At 74.1% G+C, this 11,787-nt stretch carries 11 protein-coding genes; 8 read left to right on the top strand and 3 right to left on the bottom strand.

Features of this window, described 5'->3' with window-relative positions:
• Positions 1-20 precede the first annotated feature (20 nt).
• The 3 genes from FIP57_RS15530 (at position 21) to FIP57_RS15520 (ending at position 2,546) form a co-directional block, all read left to right on the top strand.
• The gene (locus tag FIP57_RS15530) at positions 21-755 is read left to right on the top strand and encodes a methyltransferase domain-containing protein (RefSeq protein ID WP_148574438.1); all 735 of its coding nucleotides are present in this window, start codon (positions 21-23) and stop codon (positions 753-755) included.
• 42 nt (positions 756-797) lie between these two features.
• The gene (gene dinB, locus FIP57_RS15525) at positions 798-1,997 is read left to right on the top strand and encodes a DNA polymerase IV (protein WP_238993504.1); all 1,200 of its coding nucleotides are present in this window, start codon (positions 798-800) and stop codon (positions 1,995-1,997) included.
• Between the two features lie 78 nt (positions 1,998-2,075).
• Complete coding sequence (locus FIP57_RS15520; protein WP_148574437.1) at positions 2,076-2,546, top strand: DUF3040 domain-containing protein; 471 nt, start codon at positions 2,076-2,078, stop codon at positions 2,544-2,546.
• A gap of 37 nt (positions 2,547-2,583) precedes the next feature.
• Here FIP57_RS15520 and FIP57_RS15515 read toward each other — a convergent pair whose 3' ends face one another.
• From FIP57_RS15515 to FIP57_RS15505, 3 genes are read right to left on the bottom strand one after another with little or no spacing between them, the layout of a single operon-like run.
• Complete coding sequence (locus FIP57_RS15515) at positions 2,584-5,016, bottom strand: transglutaminase TgpA family protein (protein ID WP_148574436.1); 2,433 nt, start codon at positions 5,014-5,016, stop codon at positions 2,584-2,586.
• Positions 5,013-6,305, bottom strand: coding sequence for a DUF58 domain-containing protein (locus FIP57_RS15510; protein ID WP_238993503.1), 1,293 nt, complete (start codon positions 6,303-6,305; stop codon positions 5,013-5,015). The genes FIP57_RS15515 and FIP57_RS15510 overlap by 4 nt, the downstream gene beginning before the upstream one ends.
• Before the next feature lie 16 nt (positions 6,306-6,321).
• Positions 6,322-7,281: an AAA family ATPase gene (locus FIP57_RS15505; protein ID WP_420846701.1), complete on the bottom strand. Its 960-nt coding sequence runs from the start codon at positions 7,279-7,281 to the stop codon at positions 6,322-6,324.
• 269 nt (positions 7,282-7,550) lie between these two features.
• Between FIP57_RS15505 and mraZ the strand changes: the two genes are divergently transcribed.
• The 5 genes from mraZ to FIP57_RS15485 all read left to right on the top strand — a co-directional run bounded on the left by mraZ (position 7,551) and on the right by FIP57_RS15485 (position 11,747).
• Positions 7,551-7,979, top strand: coding sequence for a division/cell wall cluster transcriptional repressor MraZ (mraZ, locus tag FIP57_RS15500; RefSeq protein WP_148574433.1), 429 nt, complete (start codon positions 7,551-7,553; stop codon positions 7,977-7,979).
• A 237-nt stretch (positions 7,980-8,216) separates the two neighbouring features.
• Positions 8,217-8,363, top strand: a complete 147-nt coding sequence (locus FIP57_RS23290) for a hypothetical protein (protein ID WP_162529827.1) — start codon at positions 8,217-8,219, stop codon at positions 8,361-8,363.
• Between the two features lie 14 nt (positions 8,364-8,377).
• Positions 8,378-9,388, top strand: a complete 1,011-nt coding sequence (gene rsmH / locus FIP57_RS15495) for a 16S rRNA (cytosine(1402)-N(4))-methyltransferase RsmH (protein ID WP_148574432.1) — start codon at positions 8,378-8,380, stop codon at positions 9,386-9,388.
• Positions 9,385-9,933 carry a cell division protein FtsL gene (gene ftsL, locus FIP57_RS15490; RefSeq protein ID WP_148574431.1) on the top strand — a complete coding sequence of 183 codons (549 nt, stop codon included), beginning with the start codon at positions 9,385-9,387 and terminating at the stop codon, positions 9,931-9,933. Before rsmH ends, ftsL begins: the two co-directional genes overlap by 4 nt.
• Positions 9,934-10,004: 71 nt before the next feature.
• Entirely contained in the window at positions 10,005-11,747 is a 1,743-nt protein-coding gene (locus FIP57_RS15485; RefSeq protein ID WP_238993502.1) for a peptidoglycan D,D-transpeptidase FtsI family protein, read from the top strand.
• Positions 11,748-11,787 lie beyond the last annotated feature (40 nt).

The following is an 11,787-nucleotide window of genomic DNA, read 5'->3' as shown; positions in this document are numbered from 1 at the left end:
GGAGCACTAGGGTGGGCGCCATGCCGGGCCGCCCGAACGTCGCCACCCAGCGCAGTGCGATCCGCACCGCCGTGGTCTGGGAGGCGCTCAGCGCGCTCCTGGACAGCTCCCCGCTGGAGGTCCTCGACGTCGGCGGGGGCACCGGAGGGTTCGCCGTCCGGGTCGCGGAGCAGGGGCACCGGGTCACCGTGGTCGACCCCAGCCCCGACGCCCTCGCCACCCTCGGTCGCCGCTCGGAGGAGTCGGCGGTCGCCGACCGGATCACCGCCGTCCAGGGCGAGCTCGCGACCGTCCCCGAGCTCCTCGGCCGGGACAGCGTCGACGTGGTGCTCTGCCACGGCGTGCTCGAGGTCGTCGACGACCCCGCCACGGCGGTCGCCGGGATCACCGAGGTGCTCCGTCCCGGGGGCGGGCTCAGCCTGCTGGTCGGCCAGCGCCACGCCGCGGTGGTGGCCCGGGCGATGGCCGGCCACTTCGGCCAGGCGCTCGAGCTGCTCACCGCGACCTCGCCCGCGGCCGACGAGGCGCCGCACCGGTTCACCTCCGACGAGGTCACCGCGCTGCTCACCGACGCCGGGTTCGGCGGGATCACCCTCCACGCGGTCCGCGTGTTTGCCGACCTGGTGCCCGGGGCCCTCGTCGACCTCGAGCCGGGGGCCGCGGAGGCGCTGGCCGAGCTCGAGCACGCCGTGGCGGACCGCCCGGAGTACCTCCCGCTCGCGACCCAGCTCCACGCGCTCGCCCGGCTGGGCTGACCGCCCCGCGCAACAGCCCGCCCGTCCCTCGGGGCGCCGACGGTGACCGGTGCGCTCGGAGCCGGGCTCCTGCACGTCGACATGGACGCCTTCTACGCCTCCGTGATGACCCGCGACCGGCCCGACCTCGCCGGCGTGCCGGTGATCGTCGGGGGTGGCCACCGGGGGGTGGTGCTCTCCGCGAGCTACCTCGCCCGGCGCAGCGGGGTCCGCTCCGGGATGCCGATGACCCGGGCCCGCCGGGCGTGCCCGCACGCCGTCGTCCTCGCGCCGGACTACACGACCTTCTCGACGGTCTCCACCTCGGTGATGGAGATCTTCCGCCAGGTCACCCCGCTGGTGGAGGCGGTCTCGCTCGACGAAGCGTTCCTCGACGTCCGCGGGGCGGTCCGCCGGCTCGGCCCGCCGGAGGAGATCGCCGAGTCGATCCGGGCGCGGGTGACCGACGAGCAGGGGATCACCTGCTCGGTCGGGGTCGCGGCCACCATCGGCGTGGCGAAGATCGCGAGCCGGCTGGCGAAGCCGGACGGGGTGCTCGTCGTCCCTGCCCACCAGACCACCGCCTTCCTCCACCCGCTGGCGGTCGAGGAGCTGTGGGGCGTGGGGGAGCGGACCGCCGAGCAGCTGCACCGGCTCGGGCTGCGCACCGTCGGCGACCTGGCCCACACCCCGCTGTCCACCCTCCAGCGAGCCGTCGGGCCGGCGGCCGGGAGCCAGCTCCACCGGCTCGCCTGGGGGGAGGACCGCCGGAGCGTGACGCCACGGCGCGGGGTGGAGGAGGACCCGGAGCGCAGCACCGGCGCCGACGAGACGTTCGGCCGCGACACCGACGACCCGCAGGTGGTGCTGCGCGAGCTGCTGCGCCTCTCCGCGAAGGTGGGCGCGCGGGTCCGTGCGGCCGGGCTGGCGGGCCGGACGGTGACCGTGAAGGTGCGGTTCGCCGACTTCACCACGATCACCCGGTCCCGCACCCGGACCGAGCCCACCGACGTCACGCGGGAGATCTACGCGACCGCGGCCGCGCTGTTCCGGGGGCTCGGGCTCCAGCGGGCCCGGATCCGGCTGGTCGGGGTCCGGCTCGAGGGGCTGGTGGCGCGCACGACCGTCTACCGCCAGCTCGTCCTCGGCGACCGGGACCACGGCTGGCCGGAGGCGGACCAGGCGGTCGACCGCGCGGTCTCCCGGTTCGGTTCGGCAGCGGTCCAGCCCGCGTCGCTCCTCGCCGGCCGGGCCTCGGCCTGAGCAATTTCCCTCCTCGGCTACCGGCTCCGATATCCCGTGCCTAGACTCTTGAGTAGGAACCGTGCCCTGGAGGAAACCGTGCCGCTCTCAGAAGAGGAGCTGCGTCTGCTGGAGCAGATGGAGCGCGCGCTCGTCGCGGAAGACCCGAAGTTCGCCTCCACGCTGCGGGGAACCCGCATGCGGCAGCATGCTCGCCGCCAGATGGTGCTCGGCGTCCTCGTCTTCCTGGTCGGCATCGGGATGCTCATGGCCGGCGCGATCTACAAGACCTACCCGGTCGCCGTCCTCGGCTTCGTCGTCATGCTCGGCTCCGCCTACCTGACCCTGGTCACGTGGCGTGGCCAGAGCCGTGCCCCGCTCCAGGGCGAGGAGCCCCAGCACCCCGCCGGCGGCGACCAGCCGCTGCGGGTCATCGACGGCGGCAAGGTGCGCCGCGGTCGTGCCCCCCGCCAGCCCAAGGCGGCCAAGCCGCCGAAGCCGCAGGGCTCGATGATGGAGCGGTTCGAGGAGCGGTGGCGCCGCCGCCGCGAGCAGAACGGCGGCTTCTGACCCTCCGGGGTTGACCGTCGCGGGCTGACCGCCCACGTCAGACCGACACGCGGTCCCGCTCGGCCTCTTCCACCCCTTCGCGCTGCGCCGCCCGACCACCCCGGGTGGCCGCCGTCCGCCCGCGCCACAGCGACGCCGGCAGCCACTCTGCCCGACGCCGGGTGCGGCTCGACGCCGCTCCCCGCATCGCCGCGGTGACCGTGCGCGCGAGGTCGGCGAGCCCCGTCGCACCCTCCGGCGAGAGCCCGGTCCGGGAGTACCGCGACCGCTCCACCGCGAGGACCAGCGCCTCGAGCGCCCGCACGGCCCCCTCGGCGTCGAGGTCGACCCCGTCGTTGCGACGGCGGGTCGCCACCGACCTGAGCCAACCGGCGAGCGCGAGCGCCCGGGTCCGCAGCGTCGCCCCGTCGTCCCAGCCGAGCCCCAGGTCCAGCGCGGTCGCCCGCACCTCCGCCCACGCCCCCTCGGCGGCGACGTCCGGCCCCGCGGCGGCGTAACGGCGACGGCGCTGCGCACCGCGCAGCCAGCGGGGGGCGAGCGCCAGCCCCACCAGCAGGAGCAGGACCGGCGCCGCGACCAGCCACACCGGCACCCCCTGCTCCTCGGACGAGGTCGCGGTCCCGCGGTCGACGCCCTCGGTCGGGGTGGGGGTCGGGGTCGCCTCCGCCGAGGCGGTCGGGTCGGTCGTCGGCGTCCGCGGCGGCGCCGGGATCTCGCCCTCGGTGTACGACGGCACCCCGGTGGCCCGGTCCTGCGGCGTCGGCTCGAACCGGACCCAGCCGACGCCGTCGAAGTACAGCTCGGGCCAGGCGTGCAGGTCGTGGGTGCTGTAGACGTAGCCGCTGTCGTTGTTCGTGGTGTCCGGGCGCAGGAAGCCGATCGCGATCCGGGCCGGGATGCCGACGCTGCGAGCCATCATCGTCATCGCCGAGGCGAACTGCTCGCAGTAGCCGGTGCGGCTCCCGGGGCCGGTGCCGAGGAAGAGCTCGAGCGACTCGATGCTGCTGCCCGGGCTCTGCCGCAGGGAGTACTCGAAGCCGCCGGTCCGCCGGAAGAAGTCCTGGAGCATGACGGCGCGCTCGAACGGGCTCTGTGCCCCCTCGGTGACGTCGAGCGCCTGCTGCTCGACCCACTCCGGGAACTCCTCCGGGAGCTCGGTGTACGGCGTGGAGATGCTCAGCGGGGGAGGACCGGCGTTCACCAGCTGCTCGACGCGGGGCTCCAGCCGGAGGGCCTCGACCTCGTACTGCAGCCAGTCGGTGTCCAGGTCGCCGTCGAAGAGCTGCACGTCGAGCGCGCGCGAGTCCCACCGCCAGTCGCCCTCGACGTCGACCGCGGCCGCCGGGTAGGGCATCGGCAGCCACGAGGTGTCGAAGTCGTCGAGCAGCCGCAGCTCCCAGTGCTCACGGCTCCGCGGAGTGTCCTCCTCCAGCCCGTTCGGGAGCGGGAAGCTGTCGCCGGACGCCTGGTTCACCTCCGGGGTCACCTCGCGGTCGGCGCGTACCCACCGCTCGCCGTCGAACTCGTCGAGCACCGTCAGCCGCAGGTACGACGGGTCCTGCGCATCGGTCTCGGCGCTGACCAGGTCACGCTCGCTCTGCCGCTCGAGGTCCCGCTGCATGTCCACGAACGGGTTGTCGACCCGGACGTCGCCGTTGCCGCTGCCGATCCCGGACCCGCCACCGTCGAACCAGCCGCTGCTCGCCGGCACCAGCACCGGTGCGAGCACCGCGAGGCCGACCCCCGCGAGCCCCACGCGGGAGGCGCGCGACCAGAGGGTCGCGAGCCGCACGTCGTGGTGGACCGCCTCGGGGTCCGCCGTGCGCCCGAGGTCGTCGGCGCGGGGGGACATCCGGCTGATGTTGCGCCCCCACCCGCTCAACCGCCCGGCGTGGTCGGCGCAGAGGAGCAGGACGAACGCCGTGGCTGCGGCGGCGAAGACGGTCCACGGGACGCCGTCGTTGATCGCGACCGGGACCGTGAAGACCGCCAGCAGCGGCAGTCCGGCGAGCGGCACCCGGCGGAAGGTGCAGGCCAGCGCGTCGACGCAGACGGCGACCAGCGCCCCGACGCCGAGCATCACCGGTGCGAAGCGCGTCTCCTCCTGGGGGATGGGCGCGGGGTGGCTGGCGGCCGCGTCGGCGCCGGCGCGGAACAGGTCGCCGATGGCCCGGACGGAGTCGCCGTCGGGCAGCCAACCGCCCAGCGGCGCCTCCGGCACCCAGGCGCGGTGGAGGGCGAGCCCGATGACTGCCAGCTGGACCAGCGGCACGACCGGGACGGGCACCCGGCCCCACCGGAGCACCAACCCGAGCCCCGCGACCCCCGCGCAGACCCAGAACAGCGGCACCAGGAAGGCGCTGGCGTCGTCGGAGAGGCCGTCCCAGGAGAGCAGCGTGAGGAAGGTGGTGGCGGCGGCGAGGAGCGCCGCGGCCACGGAGGCCGGGGCCGGGGCGTGGTGCCGGTTCATCGTCGGGCTCCTTCCGCAGCGGTGGCGGTGCGGCGCCGGTGCGTGGTGAGCCCGAGCCGCTGCCACACCCGCGCGGGGTCGTCGCCCGGGGCCGCGGTGACGGCACGCCACCCCTGGGCGGTGAGCAGCTCGGCCGCGCGGGCGCCGTCGGCGTCGCCGCCGCGGCTCCACCGCTCCACGTCGAGGACCACCGCCATCGGGGTGCTCGCGGCGTGCCGGAGCCGGCCGAGCGCGGGCTGGTCGGAGGTGTCGAGGGCGCCGGTGATCGCGACCAGCAGCCCGCTCGCGCCGGAGTCCGCCAGCCACGCGGTGTCCATCCGGACCGTGGGCGCGTCGGCGAGCACGGCGAGCGACTCGAGCAGCGGGCCTGCGTCGGCGACCGCGGCGTGCTGGTGCCAGGCGTGGTCGGGGGTGCCGCCGGCGTGCGCCTGGTCGCCCCCGCCCGCCGAGGCGGCGGTCACCAGCCGCACCTGGAACCCGCGCTGCGCGAGGTGGAGGCAGACCGAGGCGGCGAACGCGACGGCGTACTCCAGGGACGAGCCGGGGCCGGAGCCGCGGTGCACGTGGCGCCGGTTGTCGACGAAGACGGTGGCACGCGACTGCCACGGCTGCTCCTCGCGGCGCACCATCAACTCACCGGCGTGCGCGCTCGAGCGCCAGTGCACGCGGCGGAGGTCGTCGCCGCGGCGGTACTCACGCACGGTGACGTCCTCGGCGCTGCCGCCGGCGAAGTCCCGTGGCCGGTTGTCGCCGGTGCCGGCCCACAGCCCGGCGAGGGGTATCGGCGGGAGGACGGTCACCGGCGGGGTGACGACCAGCGGCGTCGTCGACTGGAAGGTACGGCGGAGCTCGACGAGCCCGAACGGGTCGTCCACCCGCACGGTCATCGGGCCGAGCAGGTAGCGTCCGCGGACCTCCGAGCGGACGCGGTACTCCACGGTCCGCCGCCACCGGGGTCCCATCCGGTCGAGGGTGAACCGAGGGCGGGCCCCGAGCACGTAGGGGACCTGCTCCTCCAGGAGCACCGTCCCTGCCGGTGTACGCCCGTCGTTGGTGAGCGCGAGCCGCACGACCGCGTCCTGGCCGACGCCGGTGCGGGAGGGGGTGACCGTGCGGGTCAGCCCGAGCCGCAGCCGGCCGCGCGAGACCACGACCGCGCTGATCAGGGGGAGCGCCACCAGCAGCAGCCCCACGCGGGCGAGGTCGTCGAGACCGAGGACGGCGGCGCAGAGCAGGGCGGTCACGCCGGAGGACAGGAACGCGCGACCCCGCGTCGTCAGGGCCCCCATCGCCGCCCTCATGGCGTCACCGGTGGCTCGGCGACGTCGGCGGGGTGGGCATCGGTACCGAGGCGACCAGCGCCGAGAGCGCGGACGCGGTGGTGCGGCCGCTCATCGCCGCCTCCACGGTGAGCAGCAGCCGGTGCGCCAGCACCGGCACCGCCAGGGCCCGCAGGTCGTCGGGGACGACGTAGTCGCGGCCGTCGAGCGCGGCCGCCGCCTTCGCCGCCCGGACCAGGTGCAGCGAGGCCCGGGGCGATGCGCCGAGGAGCAGCTCGGGGGAGTGGCGGGTCGCGGTGGCCAGGGCGACCGCGTAGCGCTGCACGGTGGGGGCCACGTGGATCCGGGTGACGATCTCGACGAGCTTCGCGATCGTCGCCGCGTCGGTGACCGGCTCGAGGTCGGCGAGCGGGTTGGCGCGGGTGTGGTGGTCGAGCATCGCGATCTCCGCCGCCTCGACCGGGTAGCCCATCGAGACGCGCGCCATGAACCGGTCGCGCTGCGCCTCCGGGAGCGCGTAGGTGCCCTCCATCTCGAGCGGGTTCTGGGTGGCGACGACCATGAACGGCGCGTCGAGCTCGTAGGTGACGCCGTCGACCGTGACCTGGCGCTCCTCCATGCACTCCAGCAGCGCGGACTGGGTCTTGGGCGAGGCGCGGTTGATCTCGTCGCCGACCACGATGTTGGCGAACACCCCGCCCGGCCGGAACTCGAAGGTCCGGGTGTCCTGGTTGAACACCGAGACGCCCGTGACGTCGCTGGGCAGCAGGTCCGGGGTGAACTGGATGCGCCGCACGGTGCAGTCGATGGAGCGGGCCAGCGCCTTGCTCAGCATCGTCTTCCCGACGCCCGGCACGTCCTCCAGGAGCAGGTGGCCCTCGGCGAGCAGCACCACGAGGGCCGTGCGGATCACGTCGGGCTTCCCCTCGATGACCCGGCTGATGCTGCCCGCGATCGCGGAGGTGGTGCGGGCGATCTCCTCGATCTCGGCCGGAGCGACCCCCACGGAGCCCGTGCCCGCGTCGCCCGTCGTCGTCCCGTGGAGGTGCTGCTCGGTCACGTCGTCCCTTCCCGCGCCGGCGGTGTCGTCGCTGCACCGGCCCCTGTCACTGCTCCTAGTCAACCTCACCAGCGGAAACCCGGACAGAAATGGGGACCGGTGGAGCCCGAAGTCGTTGACGGTGGGGGGAAGTGGAGTAAAGTGGGGGGCAGTGGAGGAAAGGGAGCCCTTCCCACGCTCACGGGAGGTGTCGGATGTTCTTCGGCACCTACACCCCGAAGCTCGACGACAAGGGCCGGCTGATCCTCCCGGCGAAGTTCAGGGACCAGCTGGCAGGAGGGCTGATGGTGACGAGGGGCCAGGAGCACTGCCTCTACGTCTGGCCCCAGGCCGAGGTCGACCGGCTCACCGAGCGGCTCCGCGAGGCGCCGGTCTCCAACAAGGCGACCCGTGACTTCGTGCGGATGTTCTCCTCGGCGTCCTCCGACGAGCGCCCCGACAAGCAGGGCCGGATCACGATCCCGCCGAAGCTGCGCGAGTGGGCCTCGCTCCACAAGGACGTCGTGGTCATCGGCGCGATGAACCGGCTCGAGATCTGGGACGAGGCCGCCTGGAACGCCTACAGCGAGGAGCAGGAGGAGGCCTTCGCCGAGCTGTCCGAGGAGGTCATCCCCGGCATCTGAGCCCCCACTCCGCTCCACCTCCCGCCCACCACAACTCCACAGCCGGTTTCGCAGGACGAGGTCTCACGCCCGCTCCACCCGGTCGTCTGGCACACCTTCCCCGGTGCCAGAAGGCCGCTTCCCAGGGGGAGCGGGCGGGGACCTGGCCCGGCGACACCGGCGCTCCACGTTCCTCCACCACTAGCCCAACCCCAGCCCGCACACCCGGCACCGAGCAGCACATGAAGGGTCGACACCATGAGCCTCGCCCAGGGCCAGCACGGCAGGCCACTGCGTCGGGTCCGCCAGGAGGCCCGCGACGCCCTCGCGGTCGTCGCGTTCTCGGCGGCGGCATCGGTGCTCCTCGCCGTCACCCTCACCCTCGTCCTCTCGTTGGCCGGCTGAGGGCCGTCCGGACGATGCCCGCTCCCGCCCACGTCCCGGTCCTCCTCGACCGGGTCGTCGCGCTCGTCGCCCCGGCGCTCGAGCACCCGGGGTCGGTCCTCGTCGACGCCACCCTCGGCCTCGGCGGCCACACCGAGGCGGTCCTCGACCGCTGTCCGCAGGCGCGAGTGATCGGCATCGACCGCGACCCGCACGCCCTCGAGCAGAGCCGGGAGCGGCTCGCCGCCTTCGGCGAGCGGGTCACCTTCGTCCACGCCGTGTACGACGAGATCGGCGACGTCCTGGCCGACCAGGGGCTCGACCACGTGGACGGGGTGCTGTTCGACCTCGGCGTCTCGAGCATGCAGCTCGACCTCCGTGAGCGCGGCTTCTCCTACGCCGAGGACGCCCCGCTCGACATGCGGATGGACGACACCTCGGGGCTCACGGCTGCCGAGGTGCTCAACACCTACCCGGCCGCGGAGCTGGCCCGGATCCTCCGCGACTACGGCGAGGAGCGGTTCGCGCGCCGGATCGCCGACCGGATCGTCGCGGCGCGCGCCGACGAGCCGTTCACCCGCTCGGAGCGGCTCGTCGAGCTGGTCCGAGCGGCGATCCCGGCGGCCACACGGCGCACCGGCGGCAACCCGGCCAAGCGCACCTTCCAGGCGCTGCGCATCGAGGTCAACGACGAGCTGTCGGTCCTGCGCCGGGCGCTCCCCGCCGCCGTCGACGCGGTCGGCGTCGGCGGCCGCGTGGTGGTGATGTCGTACCACTCCCTCGAGGACCGGCTCACCAAGCAGGCGTTCGCCGAGCACACCCGCACCACCGCCCCGCCCGACCTCCCGGTCGTGCCGGAGGAGCACCAGCCGACCCTCCGGCTCCTCACCCGCGGCGCCGAGCAGGCCTCCCCCGAGGAGGTGGCCCGCAACCCCCGGGCCCGCCCCGTGCGGCTCCGCGCCGCCGAGCGGGTCCGCCCGGGCCGCCCGCGACCCACCAGCAAGCACCCCCACCCCCGTGGACCAGAAGGGACCGGTCGCCGATGAGCGCATGGATGGGCCACGCCCGCAGCAGGATGCCCCGCCTCGCCGAGCAGGCGGTGGAGCGGGCCCGGCTGACCGTGGTGCCCCGGCGCAGCCGAGCGCCGCGGGTGCCGTTCGTGGTGCTGGTCTTCCTCGTCCTGCTCGGCGGCGTGGTCGGGCTGCTGATGTTCAACACCCACATGCAGCAGATGTCGTTCACCGCCACCGAGCTGCAGGCCCGGGCCGACCGGCTCCACGCCACGCAGCAGTCGTTGCAGATGGAGCTCGACGAGCTGCGCGACCCGCAGCGGGTGGCCACGCGGGCCCAGGCGCTCGGGATGGTGCCGATGGTGAGCCCCGCGTTCCTCCGCCTCTCCGACGGCAAGCAGCTCGGCGAGGCGAAGACCGCGACGCCGATGGACGCCCAGCGGCTGGAGCCGATCCCGACGCAGGAGCCGCCGGGTTTCAAGCCCCGTAGGACCGGCGGTGTGGTGGACGAGACCCCCGACATGAACGACGACGGCGTGCCCTCGGACGACCTGCCGTCCGAGCGGGATACAACTGGCTGATGGCGCCAGCGCAGCGACGACCGGGGGGCCGGTCAGCCCCTCGCAGGACGCGCCGATCCGGCGTCTCCACCGTGCGGCTCCAGGTCGGCTTCCTGCTGATCGCGATGGTCGTCTCGGTGTTCGCCGTACGGCTGTTCCAGCTGCAGGGGCTCGACGCCAGGACGTACGCCGAACGGGCGCGCGCCGTCGGGGCGGTGCAGGAGCTCCTCCCGGCCACCCGCGGCTCGATCCTCGACCGCAACGGCACCCCCCTGGCCGAGTCGCTCGACGGCTCGATGATCGTGGCCGACCCGACGAAGACCGCCGACGACGCCGCGGCGATCGCGACGATCCTCACCGAGCGGCTCGGGGTCTCCTACATCGACACCGTCGAGAACCTCCGCTGGCCCGACACCAGGTTCCGCTACATCGCCCGGCGCGTCCCGACCACCAAGGCCGTCGAGGTCGTCGAGGAGCTCTCGGACCTCGGCTACAAGGGGCTCGACATCCGCCGCGACCCGGTGCGCAGCTACCCCGCCAAGGACGTGGGCGCGAACATCGTCGGCTACGTCAACGGACTCGGTGACGCGGCCGGCGGCGCGGAGCAGCTGTTCAACCCGCTGCTCTCCGGCGAGGACGGCTCGGCCACCTACGACGTGGGCGGCGGCAACCGCATCCCGCTCGGCGACAACAGCACCACGGAGCCCGTCGACGGCGAGGACCTCACGTTGACCCTCGACCGCGACCTGCAGTGGTACACCCAGCGGGTCCTGCGCCAGACCGTCGAGGACGCCGGCGGCAAGTCCGGCGTCGCGGTGGTCCTCGACAGCCGCACCGGCGAGCTGCTCGCGCTGGCCGACCACCCGACGTACGACCCGAACACGACGGTGCAGCGCAAGATCGGACGCCTCGCCTCGAAGGCGTTCCGCGACGTCTACGAGCCGGGCTCGGTCGAGAAGGTGCTCACCGCCGCGGCGCTGATCGACGCCGGCATCGTCGAGCCGGACACCAAGCTGCGGGTGCCCGGCACGCTGAAGTCCTCCGACAAGGAGATCAGCGACCACTGGGAGCACGGGCTCGAGCGGCTGACGCTCACCGGCGTGATCGCGAAGTCCTCCAACATCGGCACGGTGATGGCGGCCCGGAAGATGCCGGGCCGGGTGCTCCACCGCTACCTCAAGGCGTTCGGCCTCGGCTCCCGCACCGGCATCCCCGGCTACGGCGAGTCCGCCGGGCTTCTCCCGCCCTGGCAGGACTGGCTGGAGATCAACCGCGACAACATCGCGTTCGGCCAGGGGCTTGCGGTCAACGCCGTCCAGATGGCGGCCGCGGTCAACACCGTGGCCAACGGCGGGGTCTACGTGCAGCCCAGCGTCGTGCTCGGCAAGGCGACGACGCACTCCGGCGAGGTCACCGGCTCGTCGGTGGCCGAGCAGCGCCGGGTCATCAGTGAGGACGCTGCCCGGCAGACCGCCGAGATGATGGAGATGGTGCTCGACCCCGAGGAGGGGACGGCGCCGGACGCCGCCATCGAGGGCTACCGGGTGGCCGGCAAGACCGGCACCGCGCAGATGGTCGACCCGGCCTGCGGCTGCTACTCCGGGGGCAAGTTCACCGTCTCGTTCGCCGGGTTCGCGCCCGCCGACGACCCGCGGTTCACCGTCTACGTGGTGGTCCACGAGCCCACCGACGGCCAGGGCGGCGGCACCACCGGCGGCAAGGCGTTCCGCAAGATCATGGCCTACCTGCTGCAGAAGTACGCGGTGCCGCCGAGCGGCAGCGAGTCCCCGGAGCTGCCGGTCGAGTGGGGGCGCCAGCCCTCCTCGGAGGAGTGATCCACCACCGGTCGCGGCGGTGCCCCTCGGGTAGGTTCAC

Origin of the sequence: Nocardioides caldifontis (genome assembly GCF_008087345.1) — a bacterium.
GTDB lineage: Bacteria > Actinomycetota > Actinomycetes > Propionibacteriales > Nocardioidaceae > Marmoricola_A > Marmoricola_A caldifontis.
This window is presented reverse-complemented; position numbering and strand designations above follow the sequence as displayed.